This is a genomic window from Roseovarius salis (assembly GCF_044472985.1).
GTDB classification, from domain to species: domain Bacteria; phylum Pseudomonadota; class Alphaproteobacteria; order Rhodobacterales; family Rhodobacteraceae; genus Roseovarius; species Roseovarius salis.
This window is the reverse complement of the sequence record NZ_JBISDG010000024.1, coordinates 1-22851: the sequence shown is the minus strand read 5'-3', so window position 1 is coordinate 22851 and position 22851 is coordinate 1. Positions and strand designations below refer to the sequence as shown.

The 22851-nt window shown below is 67.0% G+C and carries 19 protein-coding genes and 1 tRNA gene; 16 read left to right on the top strand and 4 right to left on the bottom strand.

Annotation, left to right across the window (positions count from 1 at the left end):
- Positions 1-80: 80 nt before the first annotated feature.
- From ACH13J_RS11435 to ACH13J_RS11420, 4 genes are read left to right on the top strand one after another with little or no spacing between them, the layout of a single operon-like run.
- Positions 81-1472 (top strand): arylsulfotransferase family protein, encoded by a 1392-nt coding sequence (locus ACH13J_RS11435; RefSeq protein WP_397543465.1) that lies wholly within the window; start codon positions 81-83, stop codon positions 1470-1472.
- Position 1473: 1 nt separating this feature from the next.
- Positions 1474-1710 carry a hypothetical protein gene (locus ACH13J_RS11430; protein ID WP_397543464.1) on the top strand — a complete coding sequence of 79 codons (237 nt, stop codon included), beginning with the start codon at positions 1474-1476 and terminating at the stop codon, positions 1708-1710.
- Positions 1707-2087 carry a hypothetical protein gene (locus ACH13J_RS11425; protein WP_397543463.1) on the top strand — a complete coding sequence of 127 codons (381 nt, stop codon included), beginning with the start codon at positions 1707-1709 and terminating at the stop codon, positions 2085-2087. Before ACH13J_RS11430 ends, ACH13J_RS11425 begins: the two co-directional genes overlap by 4 nt.
- The gene (locus ACH13J_RS11420; RefSeq protein ID WP_397543462.1) at positions 2084-3160 is read left to right on the top strand and encodes a sulfotransferase; all 1077 of its coding nucleotides are present in this window, start codon (positions 2084-2086) and stop codon (positions 3158-3160) included. Before ACH13J_RS11425 ends, ACH13J_RS11420 begins: the two co-directional genes overlap by 4 nt.
- 56 nt (positions 3161-3216) lie before the next feature.
- Here ACH13J_RS11420 and ACH13J_RS11415 read toward each other — a convergent pair.
- Both ACH13J_RS11415 and ACH13J_RS11410 read right to left on the bottom strand, forming a co-directional pair.
- Positions 3217-3291: transfer RNA gene (locus tag ACH13J_RS11415), tRNA-Gln, on the bottom strand.
- Positions 3292-3373: 82 nt separating this feature from the next.
- On the bottom strand, positions 3374-3871 hold the full coding sequence (locus ACH13J_RS11410; RefSeq protein WP_397543461.1) for an SH3 domain-containing protein: 498 nt from the start codon (positions 3869-3871) through the stop codon (positions 3374-3376).
- Positions 3872-3977: 106 nt separating this feature from the next.
- On the opposite strand from ACH13J_RS11410, the gene ACH13J_RS11405 reads away from it, so the two are divergent.
- From ACH13J_RS11405 to ACH13J_RS11390, 4 genes are all read left to right on the top strand, one after another.
- The gene (locus ACH13J_RS11405; RefSeq protein ID WP_397543460.1) at positions 3978-4964 is read left to right on the top strand and encodes an NAD(P)-dependent oxidoreductase; all 987 of its coding nucleotides are present in this window, start codon (positions 3978-3980) and stop codon (positions 4962-4964) included.
- Between the two features lie 114 nt (positions 4965-5078).
- Positions 5079-5498: a c-type cytochrome gene (locus ACH13J_RS11400; protein WP_397543459.1), complete on the top strand. Its 420-nt coding sequence runs from the start codon at positions 5079-5081 to the stop codon at positions 5496-5498.
- Positions 5499-5771: 273 nt separating this feature from the next.
- Positions 5772-7553 (top strand): gamma-glutamyltransferase, encoded by a 1782-nt coding sequence (ggt, locus tag ACH13J_RS11395; RefSeq protein WP_397543458.1) that lies wholly within the window; start codon positions 5772-5774, stop codon positions 7551-7553.
- Between the two features lie 94 nt (positions 7554-7647).
- Positions 7648-8649 (top strand): hypothetical protein, encoded by a 1002-nt coding sequence (locus ACH13J_RS11390; RefSeq protein WP_397543457.1) that lies wholly within the window; start codon positions 7648-7650, stop codon positions 8647-8649.
- A gap of 15 nt (positions 8650-8664) precedes the next feature.
- Here the strand turns inward: ACH13J_RS11390 and ACH13J_RS11385 are convergent, their stop codons facing one another.
- Positions 8665-9186, bottom strand: a complete 522-nt coding sequence (locus ACH13J_RS11385) for a hypothetical protein (protein ID WP_397543456.1) — start codon at positions 9184-9186, stop codon at positions 8665-8667.
- Positions 9187-9284: 98 nt separating this feature from the next.
- Between ACH13J_RS11385 and ACH13J_RS11380 the strand changes: the two genes are divergently transcribed.
- The 8 genes from ACH13J_RS11380 (at position 9285) to ACH13J_RS11345 (ending at position 21671) form a co-directional block, all read left to right on the top strand.
- The gene (locus ACH13J_RS11380) at positions 9285-10217 is read left to right on the top strand and encodes a hypothetical protein (protein ID WP_397543455.1); all 933 of its coding nucleotides are present in this window, start codon (positions 9285-9287) and stop codon (positions 10215-10217) included.
- Positions 10218-10316: 99 nt separating this feature from the next.
- Positions 10317-12212: a type II secretion system secretin GspD gene (gene gspD / locus ACH13J_RS11375; RefSeq protein WP_397543500.1), complete on the top strand. Its 1896-nt coding sequence runs from the start codon at positions 10317-10319 to the stop codon at positions 12210-12212.
- Positions 12199-13719, top strand: coding sequence for an ATPase, T2SS/T4P/T4SS family (locus ACH13J_RS11370; RefSeq protein ID WP_397543454.1), 1521 nt, complete (start codon positions 12199-12201; stop codon positions 13717-13719). The genes gspD and ACH13J_RS11370 overlap by 14 nt, the downstream gene beginning before the upstream one ends.
- Entirely contained in the window at positions 13716-14951 is a 1236-nt protein-coding gene (locus ACH13J_RS11365) for a type II secretion system F family protein (RefSeq protein ID WP_397543453.1), read from the top strand. The genes ACH13J_RS11370 and ACH13J_RS11365 overlap by 4 nt, the downstream gene beginning before the upstream one ends.
- A 358-nt stretch (positions 14952-15309) precedes the next feature.
- Positions 15310-17265, top strand: a complete 1956-nt coding sequence (locus ACH13J_RS11360) for a S8 family serine peptidase (protein WP_397543452.1) — start codon at positions 15310-15312, stop codon at positions 17263-17265.
- A gap of 294 nt (positions 17266-17559) precedes the next feature.
- Entirely contained in the window at positions 17560-19626 is a 2067-nt protein-coding gene (locus ACH13J_RS11355) for a S8 family serine peptidase (protein ID WP_397543451.1), read from the top strand.
- 336 nt (positions 19627-19962) lie between these two features.
- Positions 19963-20520, top strand: a complete 558-nt coding sequence (locus ACH13J_RS11350) for a hypothetical protein (RefSeq protein ID WP_397543450.1) — start codon at positions 19963-19965, stop codon at positions 20518-20520.
- 5 nt (positions 20521-20525) lie between these two features.
- Positions 20526-21671, top strand: a complete 1146-nt coding sequence (locus tag ACH13J_RS11345) for an ATP-grasp domain-containing protein (protein WP_397543449.1) — start codon at positions 20526-20528, stop codon at positions 21669-21671.
- On the opposite strand, the gene ACH13J_RS11340 is transcribed toward ACH13J_RS11345, so the two are convergent.
- Positions 21618-22553, bottom strand: coding sequence for a glycosyltransferase (locus ACH13J_RS11340; protein WP_397543448.1), 936 nt, complete (start codon positions 22551-22553; stop codon positions 21618-21620). The genes ACH13J_RS11345 and ACH13J_RS11340 overlap by 54 nt on opposite strands.
- Positions 22554-22851 lie beyond the last annotated feature (298 nt).

Genomic DNA, 22851 nt, shown 5'->3' with positions numbered 1-22851 from the left:
CATCATGAAGGTGCCATAAAATCATCCGTTTCAGTGGCCACCGTCGGCAACAGAGGGAACACGGCGCTGCCGGGCCACCCATGTCCGGCACGGCAAGGAGGAGGATCGTCATCGCCCGGAAAGAGACACGCCAGGCCCGCAAGCCGCGGTTCGCCGTCCCGTCCGTCGAAAAGACGGCGTTTTTCGTGGCGGTGTTCTTTCTGGGTGGCCTGCTGTCGGCGTTCGGCGCCGCGCCGTTCCCTGCGGTCAAGGATCACGCCGTCAAGGCAATGACGCTGGCGGCTGATATCGTCCGCTCCAGGCCGGGCATCCTTCAGCCGACGGTCTACGAGGGCGAGGGGGTCGTCACCCACGAGGCCGGCGTCGCGCAGGACGGCGTGACACTGGTGCAGGGGCTTCTTCCCGGTGGCGCGCAGATCCGTATGGTGGACATGGAGGGCAACGAGATTCACCGCTGGCGCGTGGATTTCTTCGACATCTGGCCCGATCCCGACCATGTCGTGCCCGCGGCCAACATCCCGAAATCCCGGCACAACTACCATACGCAGGGCTTCTGGCCGCGCGCGGACGGCTCGGTGCTGGTGAATGTCAGCGATCTGGGAGCGGTCCTGCTGGACCGGTGCTCGCGCCCGGTCTGGACGGTGGACCGCATGACGCACCATTCCGTCACGCCGGCCCCTGGCGGCAAGTTCTGGGTTCCCTCCCACATCCCGGTGCACGACACGCCCGCGCAGCTGTTTCCAGCGGACACGGGACCTGAGGAGACCGCCCGGCAACTGGTCGGGACGGGCAAGAACTACAACAACTCGGTTCTGCTGGTGAATGCCAAGGGCGAGGTCGAGAAGGAATTCTCGGTGCTGGCGGCCATCCACGACGCCGGGCTGGAACACGCGCTCTATGCCTCGCGGAAGGAGGTTCCGGCGGATCCCACGCATCTCAACGACATCGAGATCGTCACTCCTGCCCTTGCCGCCAAGATCGCGGCGGTGGAGCCGGGGGATATCCTGGTGTCGCTGCGTGACATGCACATGCTGGCGATCCTCGATCGCGACGACGGGCGGCTGAAATGGCACCGGCAGGGCCCGTGGGTGCGTCAGCACGACCCCGATATCATGCCCGACGGCACCATCGAGATATTCAACAACCGGTATCGGGGCCTCGATCCCACAGTCGACACCAGCCAGATCGTATCCTTCGACCCGGCGACCGGGCAGACGGATGTCCTGCATCCCGTCGGCGACGATGACAGCTTTTATTCGGTGATCATGGGCGCGCACCAGCGGCTCGGCAACGGCAACGTCCTGATTACCGAGAGCTTGGCCGGCCGTGTCTTCGAGACCACCCCCGCGGGCCGCGTGGTCTGGGATTACCGGCTGCCCTATGACGACGAGGTCGCTTCGCTGATCGAGGTCAGCATGCGCTTCGGGCCCGATTACTTCGACGTGAAAGACTGGACTTGCAAGGAGAATTGACATGAATTCCAAACCTTTCGCCGCCACCGTGGTCATGACGATCGCGGCGCTTCAGGCCGGCCCGGCAGCGGCCTATGTGGGGCCCGGTGCCGGGCTCAGCGCGATCGGGTCGGTTCTGGCCTTCCTTGGCGTTCTCATGCTCATGATCGTGGGGTTCCTGTGGTATCCCCTGAAACGGGTTTTCGTGCGGACGGGCCGTGACCCGGAGGATGACGCGCGGGGGGGCCGGCGCGAATGATCTGGGCGGTCTATGCCATGGCCTGCGCGCTGTTCTACGCGGCCTTCACGCGCCTTGGCGTCGTCGCGCGGACCCGTGTGCTCATGGAGCTGTTGCACGCGTCGTCCCGGGTGATGACCGACACCGCGTTGAGCGACCGCACCAAGGAGGCGCGGATCCGGCAGGCCGCGCTGCGCGCCCTTGGGCGGAAGTTGGATCTCGTCGGCCGGTTGCTGGTCGTGGCGGGCCTTGCCGCCGCGCCGATACTGGCCGCTGGCCATGTTTTCGGGCTGGATGCCGGCGCGGTCGTCGCGCTTTCCCTCGACCCGGTCATTCTCGTGGTCACGGTTCTGGGGCTTGGCGTGGTGGAAGTGACGCGCCGCAGGCTGCAGGGATGAGCGCGATGCAGGGCCCCGCTTACGGTGCCGTGGACCGTCTGGTGCACAGGGTCGCCTTCGGCGGAGGCCCGGGGCCGCGGCTCTTGCGGGACCTCGAGACACGTATCTACCGTGACCGGATCGCCCGGGCGCCGGTCGATGCCCCGGTGTTCGTGACGGCGCTGCCGCGGGCGGGCACGACGCTGCTGCTGGAAATCCTGTCGCGTCATCCCGACGTGGTGACACATTCCTACCGCGACATGCCGTTCGTGCTATCGCCGCTCGTCTGGCGCAAGCTTTCGGGGCGGTTCCGGGTTCAGCTGGAACGGCGCGAGCGCGCCCATTCGGACGGCGTTTTCGTCGATGCCGACAGCCCCGAGGCGTTCGAGGAGGTCTTCTGGCTGGCGCATGCGCCCGAACACTACACGGCGCGCGGCATCCGGCTGTGGCCGGACAGCGCGGATGATTTCAGCGGCCCCCTGGCGGAATTCATTCGCCGCCTCATCGCCTCGCGTGAGGCGCAGGGCGGCGCGGCCCGCCGATACGTGTCCAAGAACAACGCCAATATCGCGCGGCTTCCGGCGCTCGAATCCGCCTTCGGCGACGGTCACGTCCTCGTGCCGTTCAGGCCGCCGCTCGATCACGCGATATCGCTGCGCAACCAGCACCTGCGCTTTCTCGACATGCACGGTCAGAGCGCGTTCGCAGAGGCGTACATGCGCGACATCGGCCATTTCGAGTTCGGCAAGCTTCACCGTCCGATCCTGTTTCCCGGCATGGAAGATATCCTTGGCACCTACAGCCCCGGGTCGCTGGACTACTGGATCGCCTACTGGCTCTGCGCCTATCGTCATATTGCCGGCCAGCGGGGGGTGACCTTCGTGGACATGCAGCGCTTTTGCGCCACGGCGCCCGTCGCGCAGCTTTTCGATCACCTCGACCTCGCGGCCGACGGCAGGGCATCCGCGGCCGCTGCAAAGCTTGTCAGGCCCATGGCGCAATACGATGTGGAAGAGAAGATCGACACGGGCCTTGCCCGGCGCGCACGGGCGCTGTTCGAAGAGCTCCGGATGGCGGGGTCATGCGCCCCGTGACGCCACGAGGGCCGGCATCACGTCAGACCTGCGTCACCAAGCTTGCCGGAATCGAATGGCTGGGGTGGCAGGATTCGAACCTGCGGTACACGGTACCAAAAACCGCTGCCTTACCACTTGGCTACACCCCAACGGTGCCGCGCTAATTACTGTGACAGTCCGGGGTGTTCAAGCCCGGAAACGCAAATTTTTCGCAGCGATCGGCAAATCGCCCTAGTCAAGCAGCTCGTTGTCACGGACCCCCCAGATACCGCTCTTTCGTGCCCAGCCTTCGTAGCCTGCAACCGATAGCCGGCACCAGTCGCGCGTGCAGGACTCGATGTCGGCGACAACGCCCAGTTCCAACCGCGCGATCACCGGTGATTGTCCATCCTGCGTTGCGTGCAGGGGGAGCATGTCCTCGTCGGCGATGGCGGTGCGCACGCCGGACAGCAGCGAGTAGTGCATCCATCCGCCGGCCCCGTCGAGGTCGCGGACCCGGCGCCAGTGGCCGTGCTCGGCGGTGATCTCCAGCGGAATGTTCTCCTGCTTGAAAACCCAGTCGATGCGGTGCGTCAGGCTGGGCCCGCGGCGCACGTTGCCCTCCGGCGCCTTCATCGAAACGAAACGCGGCAGCGGCAGGTTCGTCACGGGCCCGCGGTCCTGCGCCGCGGCTGCCGCCGACAGCGCGAATGCTGCGCAGACGCCCGTCAACGCCCTTCGTATCGGCATGTCCTCGTTTCCTGCTCTGACTTGGCAAAGGGGTTCTTGTGCCCCGTCCGGTCATGCGCCACTCTGACACCGAAGCGCAGCGTTTGGAAGTCGAAGGAGGAGCTTCATGCCATCTGCCCGCCTGAGTGTTGTCGTTACGCGACGCTTGCCCGATGTCGTCGAGCAGCGGATGAGCGAGCTGTTCGACGTGACGCTGCGCGAGGACGACAGCCCGATGAGCCCCGAGGAGCTGGCCGAGGCCATGAAGCGCGCGGATGTGCTGGTGCCCACCATCACCGATCGCATCGATGCCGGGCTGATCGCGCAGGCTGGTGACCGGCTCAAGCTCATCGCCAATTACGGGGCCGGGGTGGACCACATCGATGTCCACACCGCCCGGCAGCGGGGGATACTGGTATCCAACACGCCCGGCGTGCTGACGGACGACACGGCGGACATGACCATGGCGCTCATCCTCGCGGTTCTGCGCCGGATTCCCGAGGGGCTGGCGGTAATGCAGACGGGAGAGTGGGACGGCTGGTCGCCCACCGCGCTTCTGGGCGGGCGCGTTGCCGGCCGTCGGCTGGGAATCCTCGGGATGGGACGCATCGGACAGGCCGTGGCCCGTCGCGCGGCGGCCTTCGGCATGCAGGTCCATTACCACAATCGCCATCGCCTGCGCGAAGAGGTCGAGCAGGAGCTGGGCGCCAAGTACTGGGAGAGCCTTGACCAGATGGTCGCACGGATGGACGTGATCAGCATCAATTGTCCGCACACGCCCTCGACCTTCCACCTCATGAATGCGCGCCGGCTGAAGCTGATGAAGCCCGATGCGGTGATCGTGAACACCTCGCGCGGGGAGGTGATAGACGAGAACGCGCTCACGCGGATGCTGCGCGCCGGCGAGATCGCGGGGGCGGGACTGGACGTGTACGAGCACGGCACCGGCATCAACCCGCGCCTGCGCGAGCTGCGCAACGTGGTGCTACTGCCGCATATGGGGTCTGCCACCCACGAGGGGCGGATCGAGATGGGCGAGAAGGTGCTGCTGAACATCAAGACCTTCGACGACGGCCACCGCCCGCCCGACCAGGTGGTGCCCTCGATGCTGTGACGGTCGGGGAGCGGTGCGGTTTCGTTAACGCGCGTCAATGCGCCCCGCACCGCCTCCGTTATCCTTCCCGGACGAGCCGCCCTGCGCGGCGCCTGCTGTTCGAGGAGGAACACCGTGAATATCTCGTCCCTGTTTGCAGTCGCGCTTGCGGCCGGGGTGGCGGCCACCGCCGCCGCGGCGCAGGAGGAAAACGACATCGGCCGTCAGGAATACATGGTTGCCTGCGCGGGGTGTCACGGCGAATCCGCCAAGGGCGACGGCCCCTTGGCGGATCTGCTGAACATCCACACACCTGACCTGACGCGGCTGGCCGAACGGCAGAACGGCACGTTTCCCTACGAGTACACCGTCTGGATGATCGACGGGCGCAAGATCATTCGTGCGCACGGGGCGAGCATGCCGATCTGGGGAGATCGCTACATGGCATCGGCCGACACCGCCGAAGCAGCGAGCGAACCGCCGGAGGCAATGGAGCTGGTCGTGCGCGGGCGCATACTGGCCCTTGTGGATTACCTGTCGTCGATACAGGAATAAACCCGTTCTGCGATATTGAACTGGACGCGGTCGGCCCGCGTGGGGCACACTTTTCCCGCTGCCGACGCAAGGGGGTGGGATGCACCGGGTCCTCGCGCTGTTTTCCGGGCCGCGTCCGGCCCTATCGGTATCTGCCGTGGCGGGCCTCACACGGGGTCGGCCCGCGGTGCGTGGGCATCCGAACGGCCTGAACGCGGGGCGCATCGCCACAGGCGGGGCGCTCGTTCGCGGGGTCCACGGCTGCCCAGTGGTCAAGACCGGAGGGGAGCTTTCATGAAACAGCATCTGCTTGGTCTCTTGCTGGTCGTGATGGCATGGCCCGCCCTGGCGCAGCAGGCCGCTGACAGCGTGGCGCCCGAGGGGGCGGGAGCCGGTGCACTGGCGGTTTCGCCGGCCACGCAAGAGGCGCTGTCGGCAAAGGCGGCGGGGAAACCTGTCGCCGCCGATGACTGGATGGTGGCCGCCGCCAACCCCCATGCCGTCAGGGCCGGTGCACGGGTGCTGCGCGCAGGCGGCACCGCCGCCGATGCCATGGTCGCCGTGCAGGCGGTGCTCGGTCTCGTCGAGCCGCAGAGCTCGGGCCTCGGCGGCGGCGCGTTCCTTGTCTGGTACGACGGCAAGAGCGGCAAGCTGACCACGCTGGACGGGCGCGAAACGGCGCCGCTGGCAGCCACGCCGACGCTTTTCCAGGACGAGACGGGCGCGCCGCTGGACTTCTTCGATGCGGTGGTGGGCGGCCGGTCGGTCGGCGTGCCGGGCACGCCGGCGCTTCTCAAGGCTGCGCACGACCGGTGGGGCCGGGCCGGGTGGGCGGGGCTTTTCGACGACGCGGTGCGGCTTGCCGAAGACGGGTTTGCCGTCTCGCCCCGGCTGGCGACCATGGTGGCGGCCGACGCGATCCGGCTGACACGTTTCACGCCCACGCGGGAATACTTCTTTCCCCGCGGCAACCTGCCGGAGGTGGGCCAGACCCTGCGCAACCCGGCCTACGCCGAAACGCTGCGGATACTGGCCCGGCAGGGGCCCGAGCCGTTCTATACCGGCGCCATAGCGCGCGACATCGTGCAAACGGTTCGCAACGCCCCCGGAAACCCGGGCGTGATGTCCGGGGTGGATCTCGCGATATACAGGGTGAAGGAGCGCGCGCCGGTCTGCGCGCCCTATCGCGGCCACGAGGTGTGCGGGATGGGGCCACCGTCATCCGGCGCGCTGACGGTGGGGCAGATCCTCGGGATGCTCGCGCCCTTCGACATTGCCTCCATGGGGCCCCAAAGCGTCGAGGCGTGGCGGCTCATCGGGGATGCCAGCCGCCTCGCCTTTGCCGATCGGGGCCGCTACATGGCCGACAGCGATTTCGTGCCGGTGCCGGTGGAGGGTTTGATCGAGAGCGATTACCTCGCCGATCGGGCGGAACTGCTGCGCCGCGACACGGCGTTGCCTGCGGCGCGGCCCGGCGAGCCGGAATTCGACCACGCGCTGAACTGGGCCGATGGCGCGGCGATCGAGTTCCCGTCGACCTCGCACATCTCCATCGTGGACGGCTACGGCAACGCCCTGTCCATGACCACCACGATCGAGAACGGCTTCGGCTCCCGGCTCATGGTGCGGGGGTTCCTGCTGAACAACGAGTTGACGGATTTCTCTTTCCGCAGCCATCGCGACGGGCGCCCCGTGGCCAACCGAGTCGAACCGGGCAAACGGCCCCGCTCCTCCATGTCGCCCACCATCGTGATGAAGGACGGCGCGCCGGTGCTGATCGTCGGATCGCCCGGCGGCAGCCGGATCATCGGCTACGTGGCCAAGACCCTCATCGCGCATCTCGACTGGGGCATGAACGTGCAGGCGGCGTTGGAGCTGCCCCATCTCGTAAACCGGTACGGGCCCTACGACGTCGAGGCCGGAAAGGTTGATGACGCGCTTGTCGCGGGGCTTGCGCGGCGGGGGTTCGAGGTGAACCGGCGCCTGCTGAATTCGGGGCTGCACGCGATCTCGCTCGGAGAGCGGCTGGAGGGCGGGGCGGACCCGCGCCGCGAAGGCGTGGCCGTGGGCGAGTGAAACTGCCGGCCTTCGGATCGCCGCGCGCCGTCCCGATTTTCGCCGCAAACCGGCTTCATCCTCGCCAGGACCGTGCCCGAGCCGGAGTGTCGCCATGTTCAACCCGTACGCCCTGGGCTTTGTCGTCGCGGCCGCCGCCGCGGTTGCCGGGGCCGATTACGTCGTTCAGTCCAAGGCCAACGGGTCCAATCCCGGTGAATTTTCCCTGTCGGCATATGTCGGCGGGTACCCGGGGCGGGTCACTGCCACCCTCGACGCCATCGACAAGGCACGGCGGCAATCCCGGCCGGCGCGCAGCCACCTGCCCGAGGACCCGGCGGGATGGCAACGGCAGGCTTGGGAGCGTGACACCTCCCGCGATGCCGAGATCACGGCCGGCATGACACTATTGGAAAAACGGGCCTTCAAGGACCGGATGAAGGCGGCCCGCAAGGCGGCCGATGCGCAGGTTTTCGAGTATGTCCGCGGCGAGGACCGGGTCCGGTTGTCGGCGGTTTACGACCCGGAAGTCGGGCGGACCGGCCGCGCAACGGCATTTGTAGCGCCGGGTGTCAGCGTCGACCGCATGTATCTGTCGGGCTACGATATCGTCGATGGCGTGATGTTCTTTCGCATGGCCGAGCCCGGGACGGGGCAGGGGACGGCGCCGGATGGCCCGCTCATGCTGCAGGCCTTCATCGGCGACGAGGTGGCGATCGGCGTTTATGCGGACGCGCCCCACGCCGACCTGCCCGGACTGCTGGCCGCGATCGACTATGACGGGCTGAACGCCATGCTGGACGAGCCCTTGCAAGGGATCGGCAGCGCCGCCGTGCCGGTAACGGGGGCGGAGAAACAGGCGATGCTGGAATCTGCCGCGGCGGATTACATGAGTGACCGCAGGACGGCCGCGGCGCGGCAGGGCAAGGATGCCCAGGCCCGGGCGGCCCGGGTGAAGCCGAACGGCGGCACCGCGCTCGAACGCGGTGGGCGGGAGAGCGGCACCTTCACATTGTCGGGCGGGCAGGGCAACGCGTCCGGCATCGCCCCGAAGCGCCTGCAGCTTTCGGGTGGGCGTGCTTGTGTCGGGGCGTCAAGCGGCAAATTGTGCGACTGACGCGCGGCAGGCTGCTCAGCCCGTCGCGCGCAGGTCCTCGGAGATCAGCTGGGAACGCTTGGCCATCGCGCCGGCCGCGTCGAGCTTGGGGTGGGTTTCCAGAAACCGTGACAGGTCTGCCTGCGCCGTCTCCAACAGCCGGCGTACCTCCTCGCCCGATCCGCCGGAGGCGATCATCCCCCTGGCAAGTTGGTGGCGGGCCGTTCCCCGAACGGCCAGCGCGCTTGCGCGCACACTGCCACTGTGGTTTTCCGCCAGCTCGCTCGAGACCGAGATCGCCTCCCCGTACTCGCCGGCGCGCAGCAGGCTGTGGGCATATTCCAGCTGCAGACGTCCCGCCGATGGCCCGGCCTGCTGCAGGAGACGCTCGTAACGCGTGATGGCAAGGCTGTAATCGCCCGTCTCCAGCGCCTGCCGGGCGACGCGATAATCATCCGCGCGACCGCCGCCGAGCAGCGTGCCGGCCGGTTCACAGGACATCAGCACCATGGCCATGGCGAAAACGCCCGTGGCAGAGTACGCTTGCCGCCGCTGCATGGCGTTGCTCCTTCTGCGTTTGAGGATTGAACTTTAACCGCGTCGGGTGATATTGTCCACGAGAGGAAAAAATTGGTTTCTATGCAAGAGGGGGCATAGTGCAAGGAAACGCCCCGACCCGTACCTCGACAGGTTCCGGCACCTCGTCGACACCCGCCGTAAAGGCGCGGGTCAATCCGGTCATGCTGCTGGTGTCCTTCGCCGCGCTTGGTCTTGCGGGGATGCGTCTGGTATCGATGTTCGAGCCCGAAGGCAGCGAAACGGTCAGCCCCGCGGCGTTCGCTGCCACGCCCGCGACGCCCGTCGCCCTGTCCGGGTCGGTACGCGACCCGGACCAGGAGCCGGCAGGGCAAGAGGTCGCATGGGCCGCAGCCTTTGGCGAGCACGATGTCACGATGCCCGAGCCGGAGCCCGAACCCGCCGCGGCACCCGAGCCGGAGCCCGAGCCGGAACCGGAGCAGGTGGTCGAGCCCCAGATACCCCTCGAGGACCCGGAGCCGCAGGAGAGCACCGAGTACTGGCTGACAGGTGTCATCCGCGGCAACGGTGACAGCATCGCGCTGGTGCATGACGGGGCCGAGGAACACGTCGCCGCCGTCGGCAGCAAGCTGCCGGGCGGCGAAACCGTGGTGGAAATCGGGTCGCAGAGCGTGCTGGCCCGCCGCGGCGACAGCCGTTTCAGGATCGTTTTCCGGGAAGACCCGGATACAGCGGGCGCGACGGCAGGGCAGCGGCCGGAACCGTCCGGCGCGTTGGATGCCGGCTGGGATGAAATCGGTGCAGGCACTTCCGCGACGGGCGCGGACAGCGCGGAGCCGGAGGTTGGCGGGCGCGTGTCGGTAGAGGAAATGGAGGCGCGGGCGCGCGCATCTGTTGATCCGGACGTATCCGGAGAGTATGGCAGAGACGTCGGCGGCGCGTCCGCGGGCCGTGCGGACCAGGCGCGGATCACGGCCAATGGCCGCATCCCAGAGGATTGGAACGACGATGTCGCGGACGATGTCAACCGGAACGGCAACGTGGCCGAGTGATTGCCTGAAATGAAATTGCCGTTCCGCTCCCGTCCGCCCCGGCGGTTCCAGTCAGACCCGACGACACGCACCCTTCCGGGGATTGCGCTCGTGCTGGTTATGGCCGTTGCGGTGCTGGCCGGGGCGACGGGGCAGGCGCGGGGCCAGATCGAACTGGACCTGCGCAGCGTGGAATTGCGCAACTTCGTTCAGATCGTGGCCAAGCAGACGGGGCGGAATTTCATCGTCGATCCGGCTGTTTCTGGCGAGGTGACGGTCATAGCGCCGTCGCCCGTGACGTCCGACACGATATACGAGATCTTCCTCAACGTGCTGGAACTCAATGACCTGACGATCGTCGAGGGCGACGGTGTCGACCGGATCGTGCCGCTCGGACAGGCTCGCAGCCTGACCGACACCGGGGCCGAGCGCGGTGGCGCGTTCGAAACCCGTGTCATCCCGGTTCAGAGCGAGAACCTCGACGACGTGATCGAGGTCGTGCTGCCGCTTTTGCCCGAGGAGGCGGTTCTCACGCCCGTGTACTCGGCGGGGCTCCTGGTGCTGTCCGACAGGCGGGAGAATATTGCCCGCATCGAGTCGCTGATCCGCAGGCTTGCCACCACCCGCGACCGCCAGATCGAGGCGATCCGCCTCGAACACGCCAGCGCGACCGATCTCGTCGCGGTGATCGAGGCGCTCAACATCCTGCCCGCGGGCGCGCGGCTTTCGGCGGATCAGAGGGCGAACAGCATCGTCATCTCCGGTCCCGCGCGGTTCCGGGACAGGGTTCGCCAGGTGGTCGCCAAGCTCGACACGCCGCAACGGCGAACCGTTTCGCGCGTCGTGCAACTTGACTACGCGGAGGCCGAGAAGCTGGCGGAGGTGATCCGCCAGTCGCTGCCTTCCTCCGGTGACCAGCAAGGGGGCGCATCCACGGTGACCGTGGTGGCCGAGCCGCAAAGCAATTCAATTCTCATCAACGCTCCGGGGGACGAGATCGACAGCCTCACGCGCTCGGTCATGGCGCTGGACAAAAAGCCCGCGCAGGTGTTGATCGAGGCAGTCATCTTCGAGATCTCGGCCGAGGATTTTTCCGACCTGTCAGTGCAGTTCGGCGGGATTCTCAACGATGCCATCGGCGGGGGGACCTCCTTTTCGCTCGACGGTCGCTCATCGCTCATCACGCTGATCAGTTCCGCGATTTCCGGAGAGATCGTGTCGCCCGGGGATGGCGGGATCATAGGGGTGCATCACAACGACTTCGCAGGGCTGCTGACGGCGATCGCCAGCGAACAGAATACACGGCTGCTGTCGACTCCCGCGGTGCTGACCCTGAACAACCAGGAGGCGGAGATCGTCGTTGCCCAGAACGTGCCTTTCGTTACCGGCTCGTTCTCCACCGTCGGCGACAGCGCCGTGCCGGAACAGCCGTTCCAGACCATCGAGCGGCGTGACGTGGGGCTGACGCTCAAGGTGCGCCCCCAGATCACCGAGGACAACATGGTGCGCATGGCCATCACGCAGGAGGTTTCCAACCTCACGGGCTCTGCCTCGGCTGCCGGGGGCGAGATCACGACCCGGCGCAACCTGTCCTCGAACGTACTCGTCGGCGACGGGCGGGTGATCATCCTCGGCGGTCTGATGGAGGAAAGCGGCCGCACCGCGGACCAGCGGGTGCCCGGGCTGAGCAACTTGCCGTTGATCGGCGGGTTGTTCCGTGGCCGCGCCCTGCGGGACACGCAACGCGTTCTGCTGGTGATGCTGCGTCCCCGCGTTCTGCGCTCGGACGCCGAGGCCGAACGCGTCACCGGCGAAATCGCCCGCCGAACCGAGCAGATCAGCCGGCAGATCGACCCACGCAATCCCGGTGTCCGGCCGGACCCGCGGCGCACGGGGTTTCCGTTCGACGGTGTCGATCTCAACCAGCCCTTTGACCGGACCTATATCGACAAGGCGGTGCGCGAGCGGCTCTACCCGGCGCTGCCGCCGAGGTTGAACACGGATGTCGGACAGTAACACGGATACCGAAACGGCACCCGCGGCCCCGCCTGCGGGGCGACTGCCTTTCGCATTCGCCCGCGATCACCAGGTGGCGGTGGATGGCGCGCAGCTGCTGACAGGGCCGGCGCCGACGCTGGACGGCCTGCGCGCGGCCCGCGCGGTGGCGGGCCGCCCCCTAGGGGTGACGCGCCTGGATGATGCCGGGTTCCAGAACAGCCTTGCGCGGTTGTACGATCACGGCGGCGATCAGTTCGCAGCCGACGCGCTGCAATTCGACATCGACGGCGAAACCCGCGATGCGATGCCGCGCGACCTGCTTGAGGATGCCGCGGAGGCGCCGGTGGTGAAGCTTGTCAACCAGCTTCTGCGCCGCGCGGTGAGACAGGCGGCCTCTGACCTGCACATCGAACCGCACGAAGAGGGGCTGCGCGCGCGCATCCGCGTGGACGGCACGCTCCAGCAGGCGTTCGACCGGCAGGACGTGCCCGCGCGGCGCGTGGTGTCCCGCCTCAAGGTGATGGCGGGCCTCGATATCGCGGAAACGCGCCTGCCCCAGGACGGGCGCATCGCCCTGCGCCTGGGGGGCAAGGCCGTCGATGTGCGCATCTCCACCCTGCCGGGGCCTTACGGCGAACGCGTGGTGATGCGCCTGCTGGACCGCTCCGGTGGTTTGATGGCGCCCGAGGATCTCGGGCTCGACCCGGAACGGCAGGCGCTGCTGAACAAGCTGGCCGCCCAGCCCAACGGCATCATCCTCGCCACGGGTCCCACCGGCAGCGGCAAGACGACAACGCTTTATTCGCTGTTGCAGCTGGCCGATCGGCGCCAGCGGAACATCCTCACTGTCGAGGACCCGATCGAATACGAATTGCCCGGTATCTCGCAGTGTCAGGTCAACAGCGAGATCGGGATGACCTTTGCCCGTGGCCTGCGCTCCGTTCTGCGGCAGGACCCGGATGTGATCCTCGTGGGCGAGATCCGCGACAGCGAAACCGCTCAGGTCGCCGCAGAGGCGGCACTCACCGGGCACCTCGTCTTTTCCTCGGTTCACGCGAACAACCCGCTGGCCACCGTGGTCCGTCTGCGCGAGCTGGGGGTGGAGAACTATCTGGTTTCGGCCACCCTGCGCGGCGTGATCGCGCAGCGCCTGTTGCGCAGGCTCTGTCGGAGCTGCGCCAAGCCGGCCCCCCCGACCGCGGAGGAGGCAGCGTGCTTTGTCCGGGAGGGGTTGGGGGTTCCCGACCGGATATTTCACGCCCCGGACCTCGATGACACGGGCCAGTGCGCGGGCTGCAACGGGACGGGCTACAGCGGGCGGGTGGGTGTTTTCGACCTGCTCGAGATCACCGACAACCTGCGCGAGGGGATCGAGGCCGGCCAGTCCGAGTACGGGTTGCGCGTCAGGCTGGAACAGGAAAACCCCGATGCGGCGCGCAGCCTGTATCACCGCGGCCTGCTGAAAGTCGTCCGCGGTGAAACCAGTCTTTCCGAACTGTCGCGCGTCATCGGTGACGGTCCGTGAAGACCTTTTCCTACACCGCCTACACCGCGGAGGGGCGTCCCAGGCGCGGTATCGTGGTGGCAGAGGACATCACCGACGCCTCGGCGCGGATCAGTGAACAGGGGCTCTTGCCCGGCGATATCACCGAACAGCGCGGCGGCGCGGCGGCCCGCGCGGGTGGCACCACTGGCCGGGCGGGGTGGTCGCGGCAGAACCGGATCGGTCGCGACCTGCTCTCGGTATTCACAAGGCAGATGGCGGTCCTGCTGAGCGCCGGGCTCGCGGCCGAGGCGGCGCTGGAGTCGGTGCAGTCGGCCTCTCCGAACCGGCAGGTTCAAAGCCTTGCTGCACAGGCGCGGGCGGGGCTGCTGGAGGGAGCACCGCTCAGCGTGGCGCTCGCCCGCAGCAGCCGGGACCTGCCTGCCTATTACACCGCCGCGCTGCAGGCGGCCGAGGAAACCGGCGAACTCGACTCCGTTTTCAACACGCTTGCCGATTTCCTTGAGAGTTCGGCCAGCGAACGCGCGCAGGTCGCCTCTGCGCTGCTTTACCCCGCCTTCGTGACGCTGATGGCCGTCGCGGTGTGCGGCATCCTGATGGTGACGGTCGCGCCGGAGATCGTGGCGATGTTCGAAGCGTCCGGCCGGCCATTGCCGCCGCTCACGGTTACGGTGCTGGGTATCGTCGATATCATCAAGACCGACTGGCCGTGGATCGTCGCGGCAATGGGCGGCGGCGTGCTGTTCGCCGTGGCCTCGGCGCGCATCCCGGCCTGGCGGCGCCGCCGTGACCGGATGATCCTGCGCCTGCCCCTTTTCGGGCGGTTCATGCGCATGGGCGCGGCGGCGCAGTATCTGCGCACGCTCGCGCTGGTCATCAACAGCCGGCTGCCGCTGACCGAGGCGCTGTCACATGCCAGCGCCGTGCTGGCCGTCGACGATCATCGCGACCAGGCGCTGGCCGCGGGCGAGGCGCTACGGCGGGGCGAAAGCCTGTCACAAGCCATCCGCGGGCTGGATTTCCTGCACCCCGTCGCGCGGCAACTCATCCAGGTGGGCGAGCAATCCGCGCGGCTGGGGCCCATGAGCGAGCGCGCGGCGGTGCTGGCCGAGACGTGGCTCAAGACCGAGCGCAAGCGGGTGATCGTGCTGATGGAGCCGATGTCGATGATCGTCGTGGGCGGCATGGTTCTCGTGATCGTGCTCGCGATCCTGCTGCCGATATTCGACATGCAAAGCATGGTCGGCAACTGACGGCCGACCTCGCCGCGGCATCGGCAGGCCCGGTATCCTGAATGAAACTGCCTGCCTCGATGGAAAAACGGTCTTTGAGCGTGCGGCCGGGCATTATCCCTATTCCGTTCAAGAAAAGTTATGTTAAGGTTTCGCCGTGGGAGTTTCTATTGAAAGAGGAATTAATCTAATGCGACGAATAAAAAATTTCGTTTCGCAGCCGAATGTTTGGTGCAAGGCGGTCGCGGTAACCGCGGCTTTGGGCCTGTTGCCGGTAGCGGCCGCGCAAGCGCAATCGGGCGCATCCGATGCGGCAGGCCCTGCCGTGTTCGTTGCCGATGAAAAACGGACCGCGACGGCCACAAGCGCGGATGCGCTGATGTCGCTGGCACGTGAACGGGGTGAGGTGCGTGTCATCATCGGGTTCGATGTCGGTTTCCAGCCCGAAGGCAATCTCAGCGAAACCGCAGCGGCCGGGCAGCGCGACGCGATCGCCGCCAGCCAAGAGGCGATCCTGGGCGCGCTTTCCAACGCCGAGACCGTTCGGCGTTACGAAACCGTGCCTTACATGGCCGCAACGCTTGGACCGGATGATCTCGAAGCGGTGCTGTCGGCGCCGGGCGTCACCTCGGTCCACGAGGACATCGCCGTCCCGCCAACGCTCGACGAAAGTGTTGCGCTGGTCAATGCCAAGCGGCTTTGGGCCCAGGGCATCGAGGGGACGGGACAAACGGTTGCCGTTCTGGATACCGGCGTGCGTTGGTGGCACGGGGCCTTCCGCGATCGCACCGGGCTCAAGGCCGTCGCGTCGGCCTGCTTCTCGAGCACGACATCTCAGTCCACGACTCTGTGCCGCAATGGCCAGGACGTCATGAAACGGGGTGCCGACGGGTTTGCGGCCCATGATTGCGACACCAGCATCTCCGGCTGCGGACACGGCACGCATGTGGGCAGCATCGCCGTCGGCTATTTCCCGCGGCACCACGGCATGGCGCGCGGCTCGGACATCCTGCCGATCCAGGTGTTCAGCGAGTTCGATTGCTCCGGCACGCCCTGCGCGCTCAGCTGGACCTCCGACCAGATCGCCGGGCTGGAATTCGTCTATCGCTGGCGGAACAAGTACAACATCGCCGCGGCCAACATGAGCCTGGGCGGCGGTGAATACGACGCGCCGTGCAACTCGGCACCGCAGGCCGCGATCATCGACAACCTGCGCTCCGGCGGGGTGGCGACGGTCATCGCGTCGGGCAATGACGGGTTCAACAGCTCGGTCGGTTCGCCATCCTGCATCTCGTCCGCCATCACGGTCGGAAGCACCACGAAATCCGACGACGTGTCGAGCTTTTCCAACCATGACGAGATGGTGGACCTGCTGGCGCCCGGCAGTTCCATCCTGGCGGCTGATGCCGACGGCGCGCGCAATGCGTTCAGAACCCTGAGCGGCACTTCGATGGCGACACCGCACGTGGCCGGGGCCGTCGCCCTGCTGAAATCGTCGGTGCCGACCGCAACGGTCGACGAGATCGAGCGGGCGCTCGAATGCACGGGCAAGCGGATCAGCGATGTGAACCTGCCACGTCCGCGCATTTACATGGACCGTGCCGAACTCCGGCTGCGCAAACCGTTCACGCGCGAGATCTGGACCTTCAGGAATGACCGGCAGTTGAATTACTGGGAGCAGATCCTGGGCAACTGGGGGCGCGCGGGAAATGCGTTGCAGGTCAGTGCGAACACCTCGAACGTCTGGCACCTCATCGAGTCGCGTTTCTGCACGGATGAGGTCGTCGTGAATGCCGTGATGGCACGGCAGGATCCCGACACGTCCCAGTACTGGAACAGCGGTATCCTGCTGAGCAGTCACGCCGACGAGGCCGGCAATTTCTCGGGCCTGTGGTTCGCCTACAACGTGGACCCCGATGACCAGACGCAAGGGGTGCTGTGGGAAGTCAACGGGTATTCCGGAACGGCCGACTCCGGCAGTGCCACGTTGCTTTGCTCGACCGACAGGTTCGCAGGGCCGGCCCTGGGCAGCCCGCGCAACCTGCAGGTCACAAAGTGGCCGGATGGGCGCCTGATGTTCTGGATCGACGGCAACAGGGTGTGTGACGAGATGGTCGACTCGCGGTTCGATTATGGCCACGTATCGCTGGTCATGGCCGCACCGGAAAACGACCCCGATCACGTGCTGACGGTCGATCGCGTGATCATGCGTCCGCTGGGGCGTGACGGGATCGCGGGGGTCGAGGTTGCCGGCGACATGTCGGCGGCCATGGGCAACACGGCGACGGCCGAGCAGCAGGCAGGCGCATCCCCTGCCGGAGCCGCGGCACAGTAAACCGTCCCGAACAAGCGACACGAAAGGGGGCCCTGCGGGGCCCCTTTTTCATCGGGCCGGGCGGATTGGACATGTCATGGCGCGCTCCGCGGAGGGTTGGCGAGCATTCATGAAAAGGGCCGGAACGAATGCGTCCCCTCCGCTGCGGCCCAGGCAACCGCCACGAACCCGGGGGCGTCAACCGGAGGCGTAACCCCGGTTTTTCGCGATATTTTGCCTCTTTTTTCGGGAGCGTGTTCTGATAGCGTGCGGCCGTGCAAGGCACGAAAGAGAGGATTTGAAAGTATGCAATCTATGACGAGCTCCCTCGCGCGGCGAGCGCGCTGGTGCAGGGCCGTCGCCGCGGCAGCCGGCCTGGCGCTGGTTCCCATGGCGGGTGCGCACGCACAATCATCCGGGTCCGACATGGCCGGCCCGGCGATTTACGTAGGCGACGAAAAAGGCGCGACAACTGCGGCGGGTCCCGACGCGCTCCTGTCGCTGGCACGCGACCGCGGCGCGGTGCGCGTGATCGTTGGATTCGATGTGGACTTCCAGCCGGAAGGCAACCTGAGCGAGCCGGAGCTCGCCGGGCAACGTGACGCCATCGCTGCCGGCCAGGACGAGATCCTGGCGGTGCTTTCCGCCGCAGAGGACGTGACGCGTTTTGAAACCGTGCCCTACATCGCGGCGAAACTCGGGGCGCGAGATCTTGAGCGTATCATGGCCGCGCCGGGCGTGACATCCATCCACGAGGATATCCCCGTGCCGCCCGCCCTGGATGAAAGCGTGTCTCTCGTGAAGGCACCGAGGCTTTGGGCCGACGGGATCGAAGGCACCGGCCAGGCGGTCGCGGTGCTTGATACCGGCGTGCGCTGGCGGCACGCATCCATGTTCGACCGTTTCGGGAATTCCAAGGTGGTTGCGTCTGCGTGCTTTTCCACGACCGATTCCGCCTATCCCTCGTCCACCCTCTGCCCGGACGGCGCGGACGAAATGCGGCGGGGCAGCAATGGCGTGGCCGGCGAGGATTGTGACACGAGCATCAATGGCTGCGGGCACGGAACGCATGTGGCCAGCATCGCCTCGGGCCGGTATCTTGGACATGACGGCGTGGCGCGCAAGTCGAACGTTGTCTCGGTCCAGGTGTTCAGCCGGTTCGACAGCACGGCTTATTGCGGGTCCAGCTCGCCCTGCGCCCTTTCCTTTTCGTCGGACCAGATGAAAGGGCTGGAGTTCGTCGCAAAGTGGAGCAACCGGTACAACATCGCGTCGGCAAACATGAGCCTCGGCGGTGGCGGTACGTCCAGCCCATGCAGCAACAACCCCCTTGTGCCCATTATCGATACCCTGCGCTCCCGCGGTGTGGCCACCGTGATCGCATCGGGTAACGCCGGCTACAGCGACGGCGTGGACGCGCCGGGTTGCATCCCCGCGGCCATCACGGTCGGCAGCACGACGAAATCCGATGATGTATCCAGTTTCTCGAACCACGACGAAATGGTGGATATCATGGCGCCGGGCAGCTCGATCGAGGCGGCCGACGCGGACGGTACGAGGGGCGCGCTCACGACCAAGAGCGGCACGTCCATGGCGACCCCGCACGTGGCCGGGGCTTTCGCGCTCCTGAAGTCGGCCAAGCCCGATGCGTCGGTCGAGGAGATCGAACGTGCGCTCAAGTGCAAGGGGGTCCCGACGACGGCCGTCAACCTGCCGCGTCCGCGCTTCAGGGCCGCGCACGCCAACGTGGCCTTGCAGAACCCTGTGCTCGAACGCAGGTGGGATTTCCGCACTGACAGACAGGTCGACAGCTGGACCCAGGTGCTGGGCAACTGGATGCGCGTCGGACGCGCCATGCATGTCAGCGCGTCGCGGAACCATACGTGGTACATGGCCCAGTCACCCTTCTGCGCCGACGATCTCGTGATCCACACGATGATGAAGCGCGAGGATCCCGATTCGACGCTGGAGTGGCCGAGCGGGGTTTTCATCAGCAACTACGCTGACGGCGCCGGCAACTTCTCCGGGCTCATGTTCAGCTACAGCATCGCGGAAGGACCGGACGGCGATCAGACGCTGGTCGAAATCGCGGAGGTTGGCGGCTGGTCCGGCACCGATGACAGCGGCGGCGATTTCAACGTTCTTTGCGGCGATGCCTTTTTCGGCCGCTCGCTCGGGAGTCCGCGCGTTCTTCGGATCGTCAAGCGCGGGAACGAGCTTTCGTTCGCCCTGGACGGAACCACCGTGTGCACCGCACAAACGGACAGCCGGTTCACACATGGCAAGGTCGCCGTGTTCATGCAGGCGCCTGCGAACAGCCCCGGCCACACGCTGGATGTCAGTGCCATCAACATGAGGGCCCTTGGCGCCATCGCGCAGTGAGGGCAGGCGCGCGTCGTGGTGGCGCGCGCACTCGTCCAACGGCCAAGGATCACGCAAACCAATGAAGGGGGCCTTCGGGCCCCCTTCGTCTGCCGCGGCAACGGGTTCGGCCAACCGCTGCGCCCGGGGCCAAGCTACCGCAGAAAGTGCCGTGTTTCCCGACGGCTCCAGCCCACGGGTATGCCGTGTTGTGCGGCGTGGCGTAGGGCCCCGTCCAGCCGTGCCGCGGATGAGCCGCCTTGCCGGCACGTAGGCTTCAGCGCCGGTTAAGACTGTTCTTACGAATCGTTGGTATGACCGGTCCAGACGCTATGGCAAATCAGACGGGAAACTTTCATGTGGACTTCCATAACCATTTCGGGTGATCAATTCGAATTCCGGCCGGGCGGAAATGCCCTGCCGCGTACGGGCCGCGACGCCGCCGGAGACGGCAGTGGCGACGCCGCCTACTTGACCGGTCCAACCCCCCTGCCGGGCATCGTGCCCGAAGATCCCGGTCTCACCGGTTCGACAATGGCGATCGGGGAGGAGGACGACATGCTGTCGGCACCTCATGTGCAGAACGATGCCGATCTTATCGGGGTAAACGATGATGCCCCGGGGTCCGGTGATGCCGGTCTCGGGCAGGCGGCCGTATCTGCGTCGCCCGACGGGGCGCCCGATATCGCCTCCACGGGCACGACCATGGCCGTGGGCGAAGAGGATGAGTGGGCGGTCTCCCGTCTCGACGGATGGGGCGACATTATCGGCTCCCCGGACACGGGGAACGGGCACTGGCAGGACAACGCCTTTTCGCAGGATGGACTTGGGCATTTCCACGGGGCCACGGCCGACGCGCCCGACCAGGCAGTTCCGGGCTTTCTGCCGGATGGCGGCTGGTACGACCTGGGCTAGACGCGATGGCGCTGCTTCTCGCCGGCGGGTCGCGGGACCCCAGTCTCGCCGCCCTGGCCCGGGCCGCCCGCGAAAACGGCATTCCGGTCGTCGATGGTCTCGCCGCGCCCGGTAACGTACCGGCCATCAGCTGCGATGCGGGCGCGGGCGGCCTCAGGCTGCACGGCCGTGTCATCAGGGAAGAAGGCAAGAGGCCGTATGTTTCCTCCAATACCGCAACGCCGGGGCCGGAAGTGCCCGTGTCGGCCGCGTTCCTGCGCGGGGACGTGTTCGCCACCCATCCAGGCAGCGGAGCAGCCCCGGCGGGCACGACGGGGCAAGAGGCCCGCGCGCAAGCAAACCGCGATAACCGGAGGACAAGCGGCGATCACGCCGCGCAGGTCGAGGGCTACCTCGCCGTGTTGCGGGGCTGGCTGGCGGGAGCGGAGCGGGTTCGCTGTTTCAACCGGGATCCGTTCGGAAGAAGCCGCAGCGTGAACAAGCTCGCCGCGCTGCGGGCCGCGGCACTGCTGGGGCTGGCCGTGCCGGAAACGCTGTCGGGTAATGACGGCGATGCCCTCATGCGCGCGCTGGCCGGTGGACCGCTGGTCCAGAAACCCTTTCGTGGCGGCAACTATTGCCGGCCATTGACCGCCGGGATGCTCGAAACGCACCTTGCCGGCGGGCGGGCCCTGCCGGCGGTCACGGCGCAGGCACGGCTCGTTGCGCCCGATCTGCGTGTCTTTCGCGTCGGCGCGCGGCTGGTCGGGTTCGAAATCCGCTCCGGGGCGCTGGACTATCGCACCGACCCGGCGGCACGGATCGTACCGCGAGACATCCCCGGCGAGATCGCGGCCCCGCTTGTCGCGCTCAACGATGCAATGGGGCTCGACTGGTGCGCCTCCGATTTCAAGACCTGTCCCGAAACCGGCGCCTTTGTCTATCTCGAAACCAATGCCAATCCCATGTTCCATGGCTTTGACCGGGCAAGTGATGGGGCGCTGTGCCGGGCGATGCTTGCCGCGCTTGGCTTCGTGGTGTCGGCCACCGAGGAAGACAGCCCGTATCGCGACGCTCCGGACCGGCGCGCCGGCGCTGCGCGGCCGTCGGAGCAGCGTTCACAGGCGTCCGAGCAGCACGGCAAGCTCCATGAACCGGGTTTCCAACCATGACTGTCGGTGCACGCCGATGCGGCGAAACGCGCGCAGCCGCTGCAGCCCGGGCCGCGTTGGGAATTGCCGGAGGGATTCCAGCGCGTGCCGCGCCCCGGGTGTCAGCATGTCCGGCACGCCGTCCAGCGCGTCGACATTGGCCGCGAACCAGCGCGCGGCGAGCGAGTCGCCCCCCATGAACCGCAGCCGCGCCAGCCGTGCCCGCCGCCCTCGGCGGTCGCCGAAATGGTTTTCCGCGTGCTGGCGGTAGTAAAGAACGCCGGCAGGGTCGAGGTGGATGTCGCAGCCCGTGGCGGCGAACAGAAGGTAAAGCCACCAGTCGTGATGGGGCACGGGCGGCGCCCCGGCGCGGCGCACCAGCGCCAGCGCGGCGCCGTTCATCGCGGTCGTGTGACCGGACATCACGTTCTGCACGAGCGCGTTGGCGAGCGAGGGGCCGCGCGGCCAGCCAGCCGAGAGCCTTGGCCGTTGCAGACCTGCGTCGGTGACGAGGTAGCGCGCGGCATAGGCGCGGGGTGTCTCCTCGCCCGGCGTGCCGCCACGGAGCGCTTTGACGGCGCGCGCAAGTTTTTCGCGGCGCCAGACATCGTCCTGGTCGGCCAATGCCACCGGCCCGATGGGCAGGTCGGGGTGGTTGAGCAGATGCAGGTAATTGGCGGCGGCGCCCTTGCCTGGCCCGCGGATCACGCGCTCCACCCGCCCCGGGTGCTCGCGGTCGAAGGCATCGATCACGGACATCGTCCGGTCGGTCGAGCCATCGTCGCTGATCCAGAGAGACCAGTCGGGATGTGTCTGCCGGGCGAGCGAGTCCAACTGGTCGGGTAGCCACCTCTCGCCATTGCGGGTGCACAGAAGAACGCGGATATGATCGGGCGGCGGCATCGTGGATCCAGTAAGGTGGTGCAAAGGCATCTTGCGTGCCTTCGGTGATCCCGCCCCGGTCGAAATGTCAAGCCGCCGGCGCCGGAAACTGCTGCCCGCACGCCGGGCCGGGGCTGTCAGGGCATCATCGGCACCGGCAGCCGCGCCGCCGTGGCGAACACGACGATCGCGGCCATCGCCAGGCATGCGCCGAAAGGCACTGCCTGATCCAATCCCATCACACCCCCAACGGGCGGCCTCGACAAATCGCGCCCCGTCATCCAAGTCTAGACCATGAAACAGCTGATGCGCACCAACG